The 18681-nt window shown below is 63.1% G+C and carries 19 protein-coding genes; 8 read left to right on the forward strand and 11 right to left on the reverse strand.

What is annotated here, in order from left to right:
• Positions 1-34: 34 nt before the first annotated feature.
• The 6 genes from O7A60_RS05255 to O7A60_RS05280 form a co-directional block, all read right to left on the reverse strand.
• Positions 35-541 (reverse strand): L-2-amino-thiazoline-4-carboxylic acid hydrolase, encoded by a 507-nt coding sequence (locus O7A60_RS05255; protein ID WP_337105341.1) that lies wholly within the window; start codon positions 539-541, stop codon positions 35-37.
• On the reverse strand, positions 538-1323 hold the full coding sequence (locus O7A60_RS05260; RefSeq protein WP_337105342.1) for an ATP-binding cassette domain-containing protein: 786 nt from the start codon (positions 1321-1323) through the stop codon (positions 538-540). Before O7A60_RS05260 ends, O7A60_RS05255 begins: the two co-directional genes overlap by 4 nt.
• Positions 1324-1327: 4 nt before the next feature.
• Positions 1328-2203 (reverse strand): ABC transporter ATP-binding protein, encoded by an 876-nt coding sequence (locus O7A60_RS05265; protein WP_337105343.1) that lies wholly within the window; start codon positions 2201-2203, stop codon positions 1328-1330.
• Entirely contained in the window at positions 2200-3030 is an 831-nt protein-coding gene (locus tag O7A60_RS05270; RefSeq protein ID WP_337105344.1) for an ABC transporter permease, read from the reverse strand. Before O7A60_RS05270 ends, O7A60_RS05265 begins: the two co-directional genes overlap by 4 nt.
• Positions 3027-4013, reverse strand: coding sequence for an ABC transporter permease (locus O7A60_RS05275; RefSeq protein WP_337105345.1), 987 nt, complete (start codon positions 4011-4013; stop codon positions 3027-3029). Before O7A60_RS05275 ends, O7A60_RS05270 begins: the two co-directional genes overlap by 4 nt.
• Before the next feature lie 254 nt (positions 4014-4267).
• The gene (locus O7A60_RS05280; protein ID WP_337105346.1) at positions 4268-5878 is read right to left on the reverse strand and encodes an ABC transporter substrate-binding protein; all 1611 of its coding nucleotides are present in this window, start codon (positions 5876-5878) and stop codon (positions 4268-4270) included.
• Between the two features lie 364 nt (positions 5879-6242).
• Between O7A60_RS05280 and O7A60_RS05285 the strand changes: the two genes are divergently transcribed.
• Positions 6243-7433 carry a Xaa-Pro peptidase family protein gene (locus tag O7A60_RS05285; protein WP_337105348.1) on the forward strand — a complete coding sequence of 397 codons (1191 nt, stop codon included), beginning with the start codon at positions 6243-6245 and terminating at the stop codon, positions 7431-7433.
• A 206-nt stretch (positions 7434-7639) separates the two neighbouring features.
• On the opposite strand, the gene O7A60_RS05290 is transcribed toward O7A60_RS05285, so the two are convergent.
• The 3 genes from O7A60_RS05290 to O7A60_RS05300 are packed head-to-tail and all read right to left on the reverse strand — an operon-like array spanning position 7640 to position 10126.
• A complete protein-coding gene (locus O7A60_RS05290; protein ID WP_337105350.1) occupies positions 7640-8056 on the reverse strand; it encodes a cupin domain-containing protein in 417 nt (138 codons plus the stop codon).
• A gap of 6 nt (positions 8057-8062) precedes the next feature.
• Entirely contained in the window at positions 8063-8920 is an 858-nt protein-coding gene (locus O7A60_RS05295; protein ID WP_027144632.1) for a phosphoenolpyruvate hydrolase family protein, read from the reverse strand.
• Positions 8921-8929: 9 nt separating this feature from the next.
• A complete protein-coding gene (locus O7A60_RS05300) occupies positions 8930-10126 on the reverse strand; it encodes a Tm-1-like ATP-binding domain-containing protein (protein ID WP_337105352.1) in 1197 nt (398 codons plus the stop codon).
• 140 nt (positions 10127-10266) lie between these two features.
• Here O7A60_RS05300 and O7A60_RS05305 point away from each other — a divergent pair, with 140 nt between their 5' ends.
• From O7A60_RS05305 to O7A60_RS05335, 7 genes are all read left to right on the forward strand, one after another.
• Positions 10267-10944 carry a TetR/AcrR family transcriptional regulator gene (locus O7A60_RS05305; protein ID WP_337105354.1) on the forward strand — a complete coding sequence of 226 codons (678 nt, stop codon included), beginning with the start codon at positions 10267-10269 and terminating at the stop codon, positions 10942-10944.
• Between the two features lie 365 nt (positions 10945-11309).
• Positions 11310-12626 (forward strand): ABC transporter substrate-binding protein, encoded by a 1317-nt coding sequence (locus O7A60_RS05310; RefSeq protein WP_027144635.1) that lies wholly within the window; start codon positions 11310-11312, stop codon positions 12624-12626.
• 69 nt (positions 12627-12695) lie between these two features.
• The gene (locus tag O7A60_RS05315) at positions 12696-13601 is read left to right on the forward strand and encodes a carbohydrate ABC transporter permease (RefSeq protein ID WP_015315632.1); all 906 of its coding nucleotides are present in this window, start codon (positions 12696-12698) and stop codon (positions 13599-13601) included.
• 1 nt (position 13602) lies between these two features.
• A complete protein-coding gene (locus O7A60_RS05320; RefSeq protein WP_027144637.1) occupies positions 13603-14562 on the forward strand; it encodes a carbohydrate ABC transporter permease in 960 nt (319 codons plus the stop codon).
• Positions 14559-14789, forward strand: a complete 231-nt coding sequence (locus O7A60_RS05325) for a hypothetical protein (RefSeq protein ID WP_337105358.1) — start codon at positions 14559-14561, stop codon at positions 14787-14789. Before O7A60_RS05320 ends, O7A60_RS05325 begins: the two co-directional genes overlap by 4 nt.
• Positions 14786-15889, forward strand: a complete 1104-nt coding sequence (locus O7A60_RS05330; RefSeq protein ID WP_027144639.1) for an ABC transporter ATP-binding protein — start codon at positions 14786-14788, stop codon at positions 15887-15889. Before O7A60_RS05325 ends, O7A60_RS05330 begins: the two co-directional genes overlap by 4 nt.
• Positions 15889-16992 carry an ABC transporter ATP-binding protein gene (locus tag O7A60_RS05335; RefSeq protein WP_337105359.1) on the forward strand — a complete coding sequence of 368 codons (1104 nt, stop codon included), beginning with the start codon at positions 15889-15891 and terminating at the stop codon, positions 16990-16992. The genes O7A60_RS05330 and O7A60_RS05335 overlap by 1 nt, the downstream gene beginning before the upstream one ends.
• Before the next feature lie 7 nt (positions 16993-16999).
• Here O7A60_RS05335 and O7A60_RS05340 read toward each other — a convergent pair whose 3' ends face one another.
• Entirely contained in the window at positions 17000-17431 is a 432-nt protein-coding gene (locus O7A60_RS05340; RefSeq protein ID WP_337105360.1) for a DUF4437 domain-containing protein, read from the reverse strand.
• Between the two features lie 117 nt (positions 17432-17548).
• Positions 17549-18520, reverse strand: a complete 972-nt coding sequence (locus O7A60_RS05345) for an AraC family transcriptional regulator (RefSeq protein WP_337105361.1) — start codon at positions 18518-18520, stop codon at positions 17549-17551.
• Between the last annotated feature and the right edge of the window lie 161 nt (positions 18521-18681).

Below are 18681 nucleotides of genomic sequence, written 5' to 3' on the forward strand. Positions count from 1 at the left end.
TGAACCTCAACGCATTCTTAGGACGATAAATTGCTTAGCCGGCATCGCGATTGGTTAGTACGATGTGGCAGCAGCCGGAGCCGCGGCCCGGCGTCCAGGTGATGTTGTCGAAGCGCACGCCGGTCGCCTCGAAGAGGCCGCGGTCGAAGGCGCCGGCGATGCGGCAGAGCGTCGCGAGTTTGTCGTCGCCGACACCAGCCTCGACCCAGGCATCCTTCAGCGGGCAGCGCTTGACCTTGAAAGCGATGCGGTCATCGCCGCGTTCGATATCGGTCGGGTACATCAGGCCGCCATCCGGGCTGACAGCCAGAAACGCCTCGCCGATTGCTGGCGCATCGTTGGGGCCGAAGGCGGCAAAAGCGGCCGCTGCAACCTCCCTACCACGCTGTTCGATGGCGCGGATCATGATCGCCTCGGCCTTTTCGGCGCCCAGTTCCTCGGTCAATTCGTCGAGAAACAGGCGATAGAGATCGGCGCGGTTGCGGAAGGCGGAATCGAGCTCGCGCGACAGTTTCTCTGCTCTGGCTTCGGGATCGGTCATGATGCGTCCTGTGTGGTCCTGTGTAATCTCGGGGCGGCTGCCACCAGCGCTTGGCCGATGGCCGATTGCGGTGCACCGATGACGGTTCGGGCATCACCGTTCTCGGCGATCCGACCGGCATCGAGAAGGATGACACGGTGGGCGACCGCCCGGACGACGCCGAGATCATGCGAAATGAAGAGATAGGCGATCCGTTCCTCGCGCTGCAGGTCGAGCAGCAGATTGAGGATCTGGCCGCGCACTGAAACATCGAGCGCCGATACCGCTTCGTCAAGCACGATCAGCGACGGTTTGGTGGCGATGGCGCGGGCAATCGCCACGCGCTGCCGCTGTCCGCCGGAGATTTCGTGGATGGCGCGGGGCGCAAGATCGGCCGCCAGGCCGACCCGTTCCAGCAGGGCAGCGATGCGGCGCGGGCGCTCGGATCGCGAGGCGACGCCGTGGATGCGCAAGGGGTCGTCGAGGACGCGCGCCACCGTGGCGCGCGGATTGAAGGCGGCGAGCGGATCCTGGAACACCATCTGCAGGCGGGCGCGGCGCGCAAGCAAGGCCGCGCCGCGCAAGGCAAGGAAATTATCGCCTTCGAATTCGATGCGTCCGCCATCCGGCTCGATCAGTCGCAGCACCAGCCGCGCGATTGTCGACTTGCCGCTGCCGGAAGGGCCTGCCAGCGCCAACGTTTCGCCTGGCTCGATATGGAAGGAGACATCGTCCACCGCGGCGAGAGTCTTGCCGCCGCGACTATAGCGTTTGATGAGATTGGATACCGTCAGCAGGTTCATGGATTCAGCCGCTTCGGTTCAGCAAGGGCTCGGCGTCGAGGCCGATATGGGCGTCGAGCAGCGCGCGTGTATAGGCTTGCGTCGGTGCGTTGACGATTTGCCCAGTGCCGCCGATTTCGATCAGTTCGCCATGACGAAATACGGCGATGCGTTCGGCAAGCTCGGCGGCGAGCGCAATGTCATGGCTGATAAACAGCAGCGTCATGCCGTCCTCGGCCACCAGCCGTCGGATCAGCGCGACGATCTCGGCCTGCACGATGGTGTCGAGCGCGCTGGTCGCCTCGTCGGCGATCAGCAGTTTCGGCCCGGCGGCAATCGCGGCGGCAATGGCCACGCGCTGCTTTTGACCGCCGGAGAGTTGGTGCGGGAAGGCGTGAATGGTGGAGTCAGGGTCGGGCAGGTGGACGCGTTCGAGCAGTGTCTCTGCCCTGGCATAAGATGCTGGCCAGCCGAGACCAAGATGGGTGCGCACCACTTCCGCGATTTGTTTGCCGACGGTCATCACCGGGTCGAGGCTGGCTGATGGGTCCTGGAAGACGAAGCCGATGTCGCGGCCGCCGAGGAGGGTATGGTTTGGCACGGAGGCAGACTTTTGCCCCCTGCGCCCTGCGAGGCCCCCCTCCGGCAGGACAGAGGGGGGCGTCTTGGCACCCAACGATGAAAGGGAGAACCACTCGATGCTCCCTTCTGCCCTGGCGGACTGCGGCAACACCCCCGCCATCGCCAGCGCCAGCGTGCTCTTGCCCGAACCACTCTCGCCGATGATCGCCAGCCGTTCGCCTGCCTGGACATTGAGAGTAATGTTCTTCAGCGCCGCGACCTCGCTGCCATCGCGGCGGTAGGTCACCGTCAGATCGCGGATCGACGCCATCACCGTCACGACAGACCCCTGCGCACGGCCGTCGTCTCGACGATGCCTTCGCCGGCGAGATAGACGCCCAATACCGTCAGCACCAGCGCAATGCCCGGGACGATCGACAGGAACGGCGCGGTGCGCAGGACAGCGCGCCCTTCCGCGATCATGCCGCCCCAGGTGACGCGGTTGGGATCGCCGAGGCCAAGGAAGGACAGGGCCGCTTCAGTGAGGATCGCGGCGGCGACGATGACCGACGACATCGCCAGCACCGGCGGCAAGGCATTGGGCAGCACTTCGCGAAAGGCGATCTCCAGCGGACTCATGCCGATGACGCGGGCACCGGCGACATAGTCGCGCTCACGGATCGACAGCACTTCCGCGCGCGCAATGCGCGCTGGCCCGGTCCAGGTGCCGAGCGCTATCGCCACGACGACGACGCCGAGCGAGGGGCCAACCACGCTGACGAAGGCCAGTGCCAGCAGGAAGCCAGGTACGGTCTGGAACGCGTCGGTGATGCGCATCAGCACTTCGTCGACGAGGCCGCCGGCAAAGCCGGCCAGCGTGCCGACGATCGCGCCGATGACGAGGGCCGTGGCGGCCGCGGCAAGGCCGACAGCAAGCGAGGTGCGGGCGCCATGGAACAGTTCGGCCAATACGTCGCGGCCGAGCCGGTCGGTGCCGAGCGGCAGCGACCAATCCTGGAATGGCGGCAGCAGCGCGGGGCCGGCAATCGCTTGCGGGTCCCCGGGAAACAACAGCGAGGCCGACAGCGCCATGGCAAACAGCACCGTCAAAAGGATAATGCCGGCAACTGCCTCGGGCGTGCGCAGAAAGCGACGCAGACGGTTCATGCGCCCGCCTCACTGGCGCCGACGCGCGGGTCGAGGAAGGCATAGGCGATGTCGACAAGAAGGTTGATGAGGATGACCAGCACTGCGCTTGTGAGGATGATGCCAAGCAGCAAGGGGGTGTCGCGCGCGGCCACCGCTTCCTGCGCCAGCCGGCCGAGGCCGGGCACGGCAAAGACGCTCTCGATGACGACGCTGCCGCCCAGCATCTGCGCCGATTGCAGACCGAGCATGGTGACCAGCGGCAGCAGTGCGTTGCGGGCGACATGGGCGAGCACGATGCGGCGGCGCGACAGCCCCCTGGCGCGGGAGGCCAGCACAAAATCCTGGCGCCAGACCTCGGCCATGCCGGCGCGCATCATGCGCAGATAGAGTGCCAGATAGATGAAGCCGAGTGCGGAAACCGGCAGCACCAGATGGATGGCGATGTCGGCGGCGCGGTCGAGACCGGTCTTGTCCGAGGCCAGCGTCTCGACGCCGCCGACCGGCAGCCAGCGCAGGTCGACGGCGAAGATTACGATCAGCACCAGGCCGAGCCAGAAGCCGGGCACCGCGTAGAGCGCCAGCGAGGCGACGGAGAGAAAACGGTCACGCAAACCGCCGGGCCTTGCGCCGGCATAGATGCCGAGCGTAGAGCCGAGGCCGAAGGAGAGCGCGGTGGCGCTGACCATCAGGATGAGCGTGGCCGGCAGGCGCTCGAGGATGACGTCGCGGATCGGCCTGGAGAAGGTGACGGACTGGCCGAGGTCGAGATGCAGCAATGCCCAGAGATAGTTGGCGAGCCGCGTCAACTCCGACTGGTCAAGGCCCCAGCGGTGGCGCAAGAGCTCGATCATGCCGGCATCGCCGCCGGTCGAGACGATGTAGGCGTCGACTGCATCACCCGGGGCAGCTTCGAGCAAAAGGAAAGTGCCGATGACGACGATCAGCAGTACGAAAATGCTGCCGACGAAGCGACGGCGGAGGAGGACCAGGGCACGGGTCATGGCAGCAGGGCGCCGCTTGCAAACGCTAGAGGTCGCGCCCTACGGCGCCCCCCTCCGTCCTGCCGGCCCCCACACGGGGGGAGATTGGCGGCTTCAGCGCGGTGCCCAGTCCTGCAAAGTTGGCAATTGTTCGGGACGGCGATAACAGCCGATCTCCCCCCTTGCGGGGGAGATGTCCGGCAGGACAGAGGGGGGCGCGAACGAACTCTCATTCTCCGAAGCTGAGCACCCCGACAGGCAATCCGCAAGGAAGATCAGCCTGCCAAATATGTGTCCGCCCAGTTCGAAACCGCCCAGCGCGGGTTGTTGGCGATGTTGCCGACCTTGTCACTAGCGACGCTGATGAAGCTCCATTCGGCGACGTTGATCAGCGGCAGGTCGGCCGCGACCTGCTTCTGGAATTCCTTATAGAGGTCGGTGCGCGCCGTGGTGTCGAGCGTTTCGGAGGCCTTGGTGATCAGCGCGTCGAGCGCGTCGCTCTTGTAGCCGCCTTGGTTGGAGAACGGCACGCCATCGGGAATGCCACTCTGCACCAGGATGGTGGTCGAGATGGCCGGATCGCCCCGGAAGACCGGCGGGCCGACCGCGAGGTCGAAGGCGTGGTCGGTGTAGACCGCCTTGATGTGCGCCGCCGAGTCGTTGTTGACCAGTTGCGCGTCGATGCCTATTGCCGCGAGCGCCTGGCGCAAATAATCGCCGAACTGTTTTGTCTCGTTGAAATAGGGGGCCGGCAAGAGCTTGAGCGAGAAGCGGTTGCCGTCAGCGCCTTTCTTGTAACCGGCTTCATCGAGCAGCGCGTTGGCCTTGGCGACGTCGAAGGCATAAGTCGGCACGTCGGCGGTGTAGAATTGCGGATCGTTCTTCGGCACCGGGCCGGTGGCGGTGGCGGCATAGCCGAGGAACACCGTCTTGACGACGAAATCCTTGTCGATGGCATGCGCGATGGCCTGGCGCACCTTGATGTCGGCCAGTTCCTTGCGGCGATGGTTGATTTCGACCACGAGTTGGTAGGTCAGGCCCTCATAACCCTTGGTGATGACCTTCAGGCCGGGAACCTTGGAGATGCGGTCGAGGTCGGCCAGTGGCACGGCGGAGAAAGCCGCGAGCTGGATTTCCTCGGCTTCGAGCGCGGCAGCGGCCGAGGTACGGTCGGGCAGGACCTGATAAATGATTTCGTCGAGATATGGCTCGTCCTTGCCCCAGTAACCGGTGTTCTTCGTCAGCCGGTAATACTGGCCGGCCTTGTACTCGCCGAACTTGAACGGCCCGGTGCCGACCGGAGCATTGTTGGCCGGGTTGTCCTCGATCTTGCCGACTTCGTAGACGTGCTTCGGCACGACGCTGCTCAGCGCCGGCAAGGCATTTCGGATCAGCTGAAACGGTGTCGGCTTGGCGAATTTGAACACGGCGGTCAGATCGTCTGGTGTGTCGACCGCGCTGAGGTCCTTGAACACCGTGCGGCCGAGATTCTGCAGCGGCTTCCAGATCTGCAGCGCCGAGAAGGCGACGTCGGCCGAGGTGAACGGCTTGCCGTCATGCCATTTGACTCCTTCGCGCAGCTTGAACGTCGCCGACAACCCGTCGGCGGCCCCTTCCCAGCTCACCGCCAGCCGAGGTGCAAGCCCATCCTTACCGTCGAAGGAGGCTTCGGCCAACGTCTCGACGATCTTGCTGGAGATGAAGAAGACGCCGTTGGAGGCGACGATCGCCGGATTGAGGTTGCGTGGCTCGGAATCGGCGGCAAGCACGAGCCGGCCGCCCTTCTTCGGTGTCTGTGCCCAGCCCCGTGCCGGCATGGCCGTGGAGGCCAGCAGTATTGCCGAGCCGGTAAGCATGGTGCGCCTGGAAATGGTGAAACCTGACATGATCGAACTCCGTCCTCTCCGCGACCGGGCGCGACAACACCCCTCGAACGCCGGCGCGTGCATCGGCATTCTTGCGGCGGGATTATGAGCCTTGCCGAGGGTTTCGCCAGACATGGAATGGCGCATCCTTGCTTGGCTTTGAAATTTTCGTCCGCTGGACCAGTTAGCACAAGTCCATTCAATTCGACTGGCTGGTAGGACCAGATCCGCAGATATATGGACAGATGACGCTTGGTGACCGTCCGGGCGTTGCGTCGTAAACATTCTGGCTAGACCACAGTGGGAAAAATGGTGCAGATTTGATCGCGAGCCGGCGGATCGAGTGCGAAACAGCACCGATCCCGGGCAATTCAGGGAGAGAACGATGAACATTGCGCCGGGCAAGAGCGCCGTCAGCAATATCCCGTTCGACCAGGCGAGGGTCGACCGGCTTATGGAGGAGGCCGGCATCGACGTGCTGCTTGCGACCTCCAAGCACAACACGCAGTATCTGTTGGGCGGCTACAAGTTCATCTTCTTCGCCGCCATGGATGCGATCGGCCACAGCCGCTATCTGCCAATCGTCGTCTACGAGAAGGGCGGGCCGGACCATGCGGCCTATATAGGCAACCGCATGGAGGGCGGCGAGCACCAGAACCATCCGTTCTGGACGCCGACGCTGCATGCCGCCTGCTGGGGCACGCTCGACGCCGCCAATCTTGCCGTCGAGCATGTCAGGAAGATCGGCAAGGGCGGTGCTCGCATCGGCATCGAACCCGGTTTCCTGCCGTCGGACGCCTATGCCCTGATCCGCAGGGCTTTGCCCGACGCGAAATTGATCGACGCGACCGACATGCTGGAACGCATGCGCGCCATCAAGACGGACGCGGAGCTCGAAAAGCTGCGCACCGCCTCCGAACTGATCACCGATTCCATGCTGGCGACCATCGCCTGGGCACGTGAGGGCACGACCAAGAGCGAGATGATCGAGCAGCTGCGGCGCGAGGAGACCAATCGCGGCGCGCATTTCGAATATTGCCTGCTTACGCTGGGCTCCAGCCACAACCGCGCTTCGTCAAGCCAGGCGTGGAGGAACGGCGAGGTGCTGTCGATCGATTCCGGCGGCAATTATCACGGCTATATAGGCGACCTCTGCAGGATGGGCATTCTGGGCGAACCGGACGCAGAGCTGGAAGATCTGCTGGCCGAGGTCGAGACCGTGCAGCAGGCGGCCTTCTCGAAGGTGAAGGCGGGCACGCTTGGCGGCGACATGATTGCTCACGCCGAGGGTGTGCTGAAGACATCCAAGGTCGCGCCCTACACGGATTTCTTCGCCCACGGCATGGGCCTGATCACGCATGAGGCGCCGTTCCTGATGACCAACCATCCGGTGACTTATGAAGGCACTTATGCCGCCAAGCCGCTGGAGAAAAACATGGTGCTGTCGGTGGAGACCACCATGCTTCACCCGACGCGCGGCTTCATCAAGCTGGAGGATACGGTGGCGGTGACGGATGCTGGTCATGTGATGTTCGGTGATCGGGGCAGGGGCTGGAACAAGGGTGGTACGGCCTGATTGGATTGAGGTGCGCTGCCCCTCATCCGGCTGCCGCCACCTTCTCCCGTATAGGGACGGGCAGAAGGGAGCTGTCGCAACCTCCGCGCTCGTCCTGCACCGTTGAAAATTGACGAAAGCATCGGTGTAGCGTCTTTCTCACCGTCACTTCACGGGGAGAAATGTCCGGCAGGACAATGAGGGGCGGCGCCGCCCCGAGCAGATCATCACTGTCCCGCCGGGATCAGCCTGAAATCCGGCAATTCACGCAACCCAAGCTCCGGTCCCGCCGGCGAATAAACCACGAAGAGCCGCATAGGCCCGTCACCAGTGTTGAGCGTCGAGTGGAACCGGCTTTCCGGCACATAGATGGTGCAGCCGGGGCCGACATTCTCGACCACCGGATTGCCCTTCTCGTCCTCGACCATCTGTTCGCCATGGCCCGAGATGACGAAGATGATTTCCTCGGCGCCCGGATGGTTATGGCGGGTATGGCCCTTGCCCGAGGGCAGGTCGACGACGCCGCCGGAAAAGCGGGTCGCGCCATTCACTTCGGGCGCAACGGTCAGGGACAATTTCCCCCAGTCGAAACCGAAGGCGCTGACGTCCTTCGGGTAGACAAACACCTTGCTCTTGTCGGCCATCTCTCATCATCCCTTCTTTTTCTTGGCGGTCTTCTCGCCGCCGAGCGCCTTGAAATCCGCTGTCTGCCTGGCGATCGCGGCTTCCGCGGGCAGCCGTTCCATCGAGCTCGCGCCATAAAAGCCGTGCAGGCCTTTGGCATGGGAGAGGATGTAGCGCGCATCGTCGGGCATTGAGATTGGGCCGCCATGGCAAAGCAGGATGACATCCTTGCGTACCGAGCGCGCGGCCTCGGCAATGGCGTCGATGGCAACGACGCAGTCGTCGAGCGACTTGGCCGAGGTGGCGCCGATCGAGCCGCCAGTCGTCACACCCATATGGGCAACGACGATGTCGGCTCCGGCCTTGGCCATGGCGCGAGCTTCTTCGGGGGTGAAGACATAGGGCGTGGTCAAGAGATCGAGCTTGTGCGCCTCGGCGATCATGTCGACCTCGAGGCCGAAGCCCATGCCGGTCTCCTCGAAGCTCTGCCGCATGGTGCCGTCGAAGAGACCGATAGTCGGGAAATTCTGCACGCCGGAAAAGCCCATCGTCTTCAGTTCCGCCAGCAGCAGCGGCATGATGACGAAGGGATCGGTGCCGTTGACGCCGGCCAGCACGGGCGTGCGCCTGACCACCGGCAAGACCTCATAGGCCATCTCCTTGACGATCTCGTTGGCATTGCCATAGGCGAGCAGGCCCGCGGCCGAACCGCGTCCGGCCATGCGGTAGCGGCCGGAATTGTAGATGATGATGAGGTCGATGCCGCCGGCTTCCTCTGCCTTGGCCGACAGGCCGGTGCCGGCACCGCCGCCGACGATCGGCACGCCCTTGTCGATCATTCCCCGGAATTTCTTCAATATGTCCTTGCGCGGTATGGCTGGCATGTCTGGGTCTCACTGTCTGGCGATATCGAGAAAGGCAGCGACCGCGGCCCTGGCGAATTCGGGATCGTTGATGTGCAGCGGCAGGCGGGTGACGCGGCGCGTCGCACCTGGCCTGATGGTGCGCTCGATGGCGTCGAACAGGACGGCATCGGCTTCCGGATCGAAGAAGGCGCCGCCTTCGATATCGAGTGCGGAGACGCCTTTTTCCGGGATCAGGAAATGCACTGGACCTTCGCAATGGGCGAGCCTGGTGCCGATCCATTCGCCGATCGCGCGGCATTCCTGTGCGGTCGTGCGCATCAGGGTGACGTTCGGGTTGTGCTCATAGAACAACCGGCCGCGATAGCGCTCCGGAATGGTCGAAGGGGCCCAGAAGTTGACCATGTCGAGCGCGCCCACCGAACCGACATAGGGCAGGCCGGTGCGGGCGATGGCACCGAAACGATCCTGCGTCGCCGGCAGCACGCCATTGAACAGCAGGTCGCAGACCTCCGTCGTGGTGATGTCGATGACACCCGACAGCAGGCTGCTGTCGGCCAATTTCTCCATGCTGCGGCCGCCGGTGCCGGTGGCATGGAAGACGATGCAGTCGTAGATGTCGCGCAATTGATCGGCGATTGCGGTCACGCAAGGCGTGGTGACGCCGAACATGGTGAGGCCGATCGATGCTTTGCCGTCCGCTGCCGGCGCCGGATTGCCTGCCATGCCCGCTATCGCCTGGGCGGCGTTGTGTAGGACGACACGAGACAGCCGGTTGAGGCCAGCCATGTCGGTCACCGACGGCATCATGATGATGTCGGATATGTCCACATAGGGAGCGGTGTCGCCCGAAGCGAGCGTCGAGACCATGATCTTGGGCAGGCCGAGCGGCAGCGCGCGCATGCCCGCGGTGACGATCGAGGTGCCGCCACCACCGCCAATGCCGACCACACCTGATATGTCGGTGCACGACTGGACAAAGCGCGTGAATGCCCCAGCCATCGCCGCAACCGATCTGCCGCGGTCGTCGATGCCGAGCACCGCACCGCGGCCATCGGGATGACAGGCGGCGACCTCCTCAGCCGAGACGTCGACCGGCACGGTCGCGCCTCGCGTGCCGATATCGACACGGCAAACGACGGCGCCCGTGGCTGCGATCGCATCCGCGAGGAAGCCGAGTTCCTCGCCCTTGGTATCGGCCGTGCCCACCACATAGACGCGCTTCATCTGCGCCCCCCTGTGCTGGATGGCCCAAAGGTGGTGGTGCTCAGCAGATGAAAGCTTTGTGCGCCATAAAGCGTCAACATAGCCACTCCGGGATAAGGGGCTGCCATTGCAATTTTTTGAGACGCGCGTATCGTATTGGTATGAATGTCTCACGTCAACAACCCGCAACGAACGAAGACACCGGTGAGAGAGCCGATCGCGGACCCCGCGCGCGTACGAAACGGCTGATGCTGGAGACGGCGACAAGGCTGATGCAGGCGGGGGCGACGCCCTCGGTCAGCGAGGTGGCGGAGGCGGCCGAGGTTTCCCGCGCCACCGCCTATCGCTATTTCCCGAGCCAGGCAGCCTTGGTGCAGGCGGTCGTCGACGAGGGGCTCGGGCCGATCCTCACTTGGAAATCCACCGCCGCCGATGCCGAGCGCCGGGTCGCAGACCTGTTCGATACGGCCATGCCGCGCATCGAGGCCTTCGAGGCGACATTCAAGGCAGCGTTGAAGCTGTCGCTCGATCAATGGGCGCGACGCCAGGCGGGTACGCTGGGCGGCGAGCCGGCCTTCACGCGCGGCCATCGCGTCGAATTGCTGAAAGAGGCGCTCGCGCCGCTCAAGGGCCGCTTGCCGCCGCGCGATTTCAAGCGGCTGGCGCAGGCGCTGTCGCTCATCTTCGGCGTGGAGGTGCTGATCGTGCTCAAGGATATATGGGGGCTGGACAGCCGCCGGACGATGTCGGTCGCGCAATGGGCGGCGAGTGCGTTGGTGCGCGCGGCGATCGCGGAGTCGGCCACCGATACGGCTGGGATGACGCTGGCGACGACATAGGAATAGCGCTAATCTGGTTCTACCAGATTGGCGCGTCGACCACTGACAATACCCGCAATGCAAAAGTCCGCACAAGGCCAAAGCATATCAATGAGTAGGAAAATACAGAGAAAACAGCTGGATAAGTCTGAAATTCGACGGCTTGGCAGGCATTGTTGCGCAAGAAGGGGCTTGACGGGCATTCATAATTGGTAATACCAGATTTGGAAAGAAAAGCGGATCGAAAGTGAGGGCTGCGACCCGTTTCCGGACAGAGCGAGGAGGCTCCGAATTTCGGAAAGCGCGACCACCGGAGGAACTACCAGGGCCAGCTCCGTCGCCGGCTCGCAAGACAAGGTAGAATGCGCACAAGGGAGGAAATCATTATGCGCAAGTTAGTGACCAGCGTGCTTGCTGGTATCGGCTTAACGCTTGCCTGCGGAACATCCGTCTACGCGCAGGAAAAGTCGCTCACCATCTTCTGGGCGGAGTGGGATCCGGCCAATTACCTGCAGGAACTCGGCAACGAGTACGAGAAGGAAACCGGCGTCAAGATCACGGTGGAGACCACGCCCTGGTCCGACTTCCAGACCAAGGCCTTCACCGAGTTCAACGCCCATGGCGACGCCTATGACCTGGTCGTTGGCGACTCGCAGTGGCTCGGCGCCGGCTCCACCGGCGGCCACTATGTCGACCTGACCGACTTCTTCAAGAAGCATGATCTTGGCAACGTCATGGCACCGGCGACGGTGAAATACTATGCCGAGTATCCCGGCAACAGCGGCAAATACTGGGCGATCCCGCTCGAGGGCGATGCCGTCGGCTGGTCCTATCGCAAGGACTGGTTCGAGGATCCGAAGGAGAAGGAAGCCTTCAAGGCCAAGTACGGCTACGACCTCGACGTGCCGAAGGACTTCAAGGCGCTGCGCGACATCGCCGAGTTCTTCCACCGGCCGGATCAGAAGAGATACGGCATCGCCATCTACACCGACAATTCCTACGACGCGATGGCGATGGGCTTCGAGAACGCGCTGTTCTCCTATGGCGGTGAGTTGGGCGACTACACGACCTACAAGGTCGATGGTCACATCAACTCCGACAAGGCGGTGGCCGCGCTCGATGCCTATAAGGAACTCTACAAGTTCACGCCTCCGGGCTGGGCCAAATCGTTCTTCGTCGAGGACAACCAGGCAATCACGGAAAACCTGGCCGCGATGAGCATGAACTTCTTCGCGTTCTTCCCCTCGCTGATCAACGAAGCGTCGAACCCGAATGCCAAGAACACCGGCTTCTTCGCCAACCCTCCCGGTCCCAATGGCGACCAGTTCGCCGCGCTCGGCGGGCAAGGCATCTCCGTCATCTCGTACTCGCAGAAGCAGGAAGAGGCGATGAAGTTCCTCGAATGGTTCATCAAGGACGAGACCCAGAAGAAGTGGGCGGCCCTTGGCGGCTATACCTGCAGCCAGGCAGTGCTCAAGTCGCCTGAGTTCCAGAACGCCACGCCCTACAACAAGGCCTTCTACGAGACCATGTTCAAGGTGAAGGACTTCTGGGCGGTGCCGGAATATGCCGAACTGCTGCAGCAGCTGAACCAGCGCGTCTATCCCTACATAATCGGCGGCAGTGGCACCGCCAAGGAAACGCTGGACGCTTTGGCTGGAGACTGGAACGCGACCTTCAAGAAATACGGCCGCGGCCAATAATCATTCATGTCCCGCGGAGGGGGCGGTGTCGCCTCCTCCGTTTCTTTTTCTTGAACCGGGAGCAGGGTCTTGGCGACCACGATGATCACCACCCTCGACAGATCCTCGCGTGCCGCGGCGCGCGGCCTGAGCGATATTTCCATCCGCAATCTCTTCATCATCCCGACGGTTCTGTTCCTGATCGTCTTCAACATTTTTCCGCTGATCTACTCGCTCGGCTATTCCTTCACCGACTTCCGCGCGTCGACCAACGCGCCGGCGAATTTCGTCGGGCTGCAGAACTATCGCGACCTGCTCAACGACCCCTATGTCTGGTCGAACTTCGCCATCACGGCGAAATACGTGATTGTCTCGGTCGTCGGACAGCTGCTCGTCGGCTTCGGCGTGGCGATGCTGCTCAACCGGGATATTCCGCTCAAGGGTCTTATCACCACGCTGCTGCTGCTGCCGATGATGCTGTCGATGGCGGTCGTCGGGCTGTTCTGGAAATTGCTTTACGACCCGTCATGGGGGGTCATCAACTATGCGCTCGGGCTCGGCAATTTCGAGTGGCTGGCCGATCCCAAGATGGCGCTTTACGCCGTCGCGCTGACCGACATCTGGATGTGGTCACCCTTCGTCATGCTGCTGTCGCTGGCCGGCCTGTCGGCGGTGCCGAAGCATCTCTACGAAGCCGCCGCGATCGACCGCGCCGGGCCGTTCTACACCTTCTTCCGTATCACGCTGCCGCTGGTCGCTCCGATCCTGATGATCGCGGTCATTTTCCGTACCATGGAAGCGTTTAAGACCTTCGACCTTGCCTACATCCTGACCAGCCAGCCGACGGCCGAGCTGATCTCGATCCGGCTCTACAAGATGGCGTTCCAGGAATGGCAGACCGGGCGCTCCTGCGCGATGGCCTACATCGTGCTGATCATGGTGCTGGCGATCACCAACATCTACGTCAAATACCTCAACAAGGTGAAGGAGCGCTGAGATGGCCGCCGTCCGCACTTCTTCCGAGATCACCTTCAACCGCGTCGCCATCGTCGCCGTGCTGCTGGTGACGATAATATTCCTGGCGCCGATCTACTGGATCGCATCAACGGCGTTCAAGCCGCGCAATCTTGCCACGACCATTCCGCCGACCGTCGTCTTTCAGCCGGAGATATCGCCCTTCGTGAAGCTGTTCACCAAGCGATCTCAATTGCGCAGTCCGCCGTCGCCGGAAGAATACGCGGCGGCCCCATGGTGGGAGCGCGTCGTCTTCGACGGTGGCGAAAAGATCGTGCGCGACGGCAAGGGCCAGGTCCAGTGGTCAGGCTATCCGAGCCGCTTTCTGAACTCGCTGATCATCGCCATCACATCGACGGTGCTGGCGGTCGGCATGGGCACGTTCACCGCTTATGGGTTCTCGCGCTTCAAGGTGAAGGGAGAGGCGGACCTGCTCTTCTTCATCCTGTCGACACGCATGCTGCCGCCCGTGGTGGTGGCGATCCCGATGTTCCTGATGTACCGCGCGGTCGGCCTCAACGATACCCACATCGGGCTGATCATCCTCTACACCGCCTTCAACCTGTCCTTCTCGGTGTGGCTGATGAAGGGTTTCATGGATGAAATCCCGAAGGAATATGAGGAGGCGGCACTGGTCGACGGTTACACCCGCATGGAAGCCTTCTTCAAGATCGTGCTGCCGGAGGCCGCCACCGGCATCGCCGCCACCGCCGTCTTCTGCTTCATCACGGCGTGGAACGAATATGCCTTCGCGCTGATCATGACCAACCGCCGCGCCCAGACCGCGCCGCCGTTCATTCCCAGCCAGGTCGGCTCCGGCCTGCCGGACTGGACGGTGATCGCCGCCGGAACCTTCCTGTTCCTGCTGCCGGTCGCCATCTTCACCTTCCTGCTCCGCAATCATCTCTTGCGCGGCATGTCCTTCGGAGCAATCCGCAAATGAGCTTTCGCGCCATCAATCAGAAATATCTGGAACCGGGTTCGCAAATACTCATGGTGCTCGGCATCGTGGCCCTCTGCCAGCCCTGGAACATGCTGCTGCACGCCTATGGCCTGACCATCATCCTGGTCGGGCTGATCGGCTTCAACATCACCTCGAAGATCGCGCCCGAGGAACAGACCGGCACCGGCCATGGCGCGGACGCGCGAAATCCGGGAGCACAGCATTGACCCAGATCGAGCTTCGCGGCGTCCAGAAATTCTTCGGTGCCGTCCAGGTCATCAAGGACCTCAACCTCAAGATCGCGGACAATGAGTTCATCGTGCTGCTCGGCCAGTCCGGCTGCGGCAAGACGACGACGTTGCGCGCCATCGCCGGGCTGGAAACCATCGACGAGGGGGATATCCTCATCGACGGCAAACCGGTCCAGCATCTGAAGGCGGCCGACCGCGATATCGCCATGGTGTTCCAGTCATTTTCGCTCTATCCGCATATGAGCGTCTACGAGAACATCGCCTTTCCACTCCGCGCCACGCGCAAGAGCAAAAGCGAGATCGATCAGGAAGTACGTTCGGTCGCCAAAACGCTGCAAATCCTGGACCTGTTGGCCAAGAAACCGTCGGCGCTCTCAGGCGGCGACATGCAGCGCGTCGCCATCGGCCGGGCGCTGGTGCGGCGGCCGAAGGCGATGCTGATGGATGAGCCGATCGGTGCGCTCGACGCCAAGCTGCGCGAGGAGATGCGGGCCGAGATCAAGCGGCTGCACATCAAGCAGGGCTCGACCACCATCTATGTCACGCACGATCAGATCGAGGCGATGAGCCTGGCCGACCGCATCGTCATCATGCATGAGGGGGTGCTGCAGCAGGTGGGAACGCCCGACGAGGTCTATTCGCGTCCGGCCAACCTGTTCGTGGCGCAATTCGTCGGTAGCCCGGTGATGAACGTCGCCGACGCGGCGGTCGCCGAGACGGCGTCTTCCGTTTCGGTCTCGGTCGGTGGAGCGGCTTCCGGCTTCGAGTTTCCCCGCACATTGCTGTCGAAGCTCAATGGCCATGCCGGTGGCAGCCTGGCGCTCGGCATTCGGCCCGAAGGGGTGCTCATTCGCCGTGACGCGGCCGATGGCTTCATGGCCGTCGAGACGCAGATCGTCGAACCGCTCGGCTCCTTCGACATCGTCGACCTCAAGGTCGGCTCCAAGATGCTGCGTGCCCGCACCAAGAGCGGCTACATTTCAGGCCCCGGCGAAAAGGTCTTTGCCAGGATCGATCCGACGCAGGCGCATTTCTTCGACAAGGCAAGCGGCAAGTCGCTTGAGGTGAGGCTCTGATGGCCCATATTCAGCTCAAGAACATTTCCAAGAGTTTCGGCAACCACACGGCCTTGACCGGACTGGACCTCGACATCGCCGATGGCGAATTCTTTGTCCTGCTCGGCGAAACGGGTGCCGGCAAGACGACGACGCTGCGGCTGATCGCCGGCCTGGAGAAGCCGAGCGAGGGGCAGGTCTTCATCGACGGGGTCGACGTTGCCGACTGGGGCGCGGCCGAGCGCGACGTGGCGCTGGTGCTGCAGCAATACTCGCTTTATCCGCGTTACACGGTGCGCGAGAATCTCGAATTTCCGCTGAAGCCGAAGATCCGCCGTCTGCCGGACGCCGAGATCAAGGACCGCGTCGACCGCGCAGCCCGCACGCTGCGGATCGAGCACCTGCTCGACCGCAAGACCGACCGGCTATCCGGCGGCGAGATGCAGCGCGTCTCCATCGGCCGCGCCATCGTGCGCAAGCCGCGCGTGTTCCTGATGGACGAGCCGCTGTCGGCGCTCGACGCCAAATTGCGCGAGGCGCTGCGCACCGAGTTGAAGAACCTGCAGATACAGCTCGGCGCCACCTTCCTGTTCGTGACCCACGACCAGATCGAGGCGATGTCAATGGGCGACAAAGTCGGCGTGCTCAACCACGGCCGCATCATCCAGACCGGCACGCCGCACGAGATCTACAACAACCCGCGCGACACCTATGTAGCGAGCTTCGTCGGCTCGCCGCCGATGAACCTGATCGACGGCAGGCTGGTGAACGGCCGGGCGGTGATGGCGCCGTTGAATTTCGAACTGCCCTTTGCGGGGGCGGCCAAAATCTTTGGGGGGGCTGGGGCGAGTGGGGCGACCGACGGTCGCCCGCTCGTCTTCGGCATCCGTCCGGAGGATGTCTATCTGGAAAGCGGCGCACCGATCGAGGCGCGTGTCCACGACGTCGAGAATCATGGCGTGGAAAAGATCCTGACGCTGCGGGTCGGCGATACGACACTGCGCGCCACCGTGCCGGCCAGGACCGATGTCGCGATCGAGCAACCGGTGCGCTTTGCCTGGAACCCAGACAAGGTGGTGCTGTTCGATAAGGGCAGTGGGGTCAGCTTGCGGCACGCGTCATAGGGCGCGGCTATTTTGGCAGGTAGGTCTCGTATGGCGTGTCGTTGATCAACAGGATCACGCATTCCGTCTGCGAGAGGCAAGCGTCGTCATGCATCTCATTGGCCTTTTGCGTCCAGTAGGAACCAGGCGGCAGTTCGACCTTGGTCGCCTCACCGCCTTCCATCTGCCAGTGCGCCCACAGACCCTGGATGACTACGGCGCGATAGTCGGCGGTGTGCGCGTGAACAGGAGCGCGCCAGTTGCCCGGAACTTTCAGCAAGGTGCCGGCAGGCCCCTTGGCCCTTTCGCCCCACAGTGGTCCCAGGCGCTGCGGCTGGTCCGGCGCCTCGGCGACGTAAGGGATCTTGCCTGCCGGCAGATAGCTATCCTCGAGGGCAAAGGCGCGTCCGGGAATGACCGACAGGACACCAAGCGCCAGCAGTGCGAAATGATTGGCCATGGGATTTCCTCCACGGACCAGATTATCCGCCGGAAGCTGGCCGGCAATGACGCTGCGTCCAAAAGACCTGGCAATTCCTCCAGCCGGGAAGGATTGGAGCGATTTCGTTGCCCGAGGTCAGGACGGGTCGTCGCCGGCACCAATGTGGCGCAGATGGCTCGGCGCCACGCCCATCACCCGCTTGAAGGCGCGGCTGAAGGATGCTTCCGAATCATAACCCAGTTTCGCCGCCGCCACCGATACCCTCATGCCATCCCGGGCCAACCATTGCCTAGCCTGGTGCATGCGCACGCGCAGCACATATTTGGCCGGCGTCTCTCCGACCACTGTGGCGAAGCGCTGGGCAAAGGCGGAGCGCGAGGCTCCCATCATCCGCGCCAGCGTCTCGACGCTCCAATCGCGATCCGGCTGCAGGTGGATGGCTGCCAGCACTTTGCCGACGTCGGGATTGCGGACGGCGGCGATCCAGCCGGTGGCATCGCCACAGCCGTTCTCCACCCAGGAGCGGATGATCGTGGCGGCGAGCACATCGGCAAGGCGGGCAAGGATTCCGCCGGAGCCGACCCGGTCCATCGTCACCTCGCCGGCCATCGCGTCGAGCAGATGCTGGATACCGGGCGCGTTCGCCATCAACTTATGCGCCTGCATCAGGTTTGGCATCATGTCGAGCAGCGGGTGCGAGCCGTCGAGATTGAAATGCATGCTGCCGCAAAACAGCAACGTCTTGGGCCCACCGCACTCGTTGGAGACGTCGTATATGTTCTCGCACACCGGTTCGATCGTGTAGCGGCCGATCGGCACCGGGGGCACGCCGGGCGCGCTGGCCAGGACATTCGCGTCGCCGCGCGGGATCAGAAGCGCGTCGCCTACGGAGAGTTCGATCCACTCGCTGGCCGGCGAGAACAGCCAGCAACCCTGCTGGCCGATGAAATGAAACCGCGCTGCCTTCTGTGCGGGGAAGGAAACGGCCCAGGGCTCGCCCAACACGCAGCGGCCATAGTCGACGCCGTCGAGCCGTAATCCGCGCAGCATGTCGGTCAGCGGATCGCCAGAAGTCGGCAGCGCCATTTTGGACGAATTGTAATTCATTCTGGTGTTTCTAGCATGGAAACTCCAACTCGTCACTCCCATGTTGCGCTGCAGCCAAATGCTGCGCTGCAAACAAACCGAAGACCGGCCGCATAGCCAAGCCATGGCGGCAAGGCGTGTCACGGTAGCCCGAGCCGGTTCGTTTCTATGTGGCGCTGCAG

The sequence above is a fragment of the Mesorhizobium salmacidum (SeqCode) genome, from assembly GCF_037179605.1.
GTDB lineage: Bacteria > Pseudomonadota > Alphaproteobacteria > Rhizobiales > Rhizobiaceae > Mesorhizobium > Mesorhizobium salmacidum.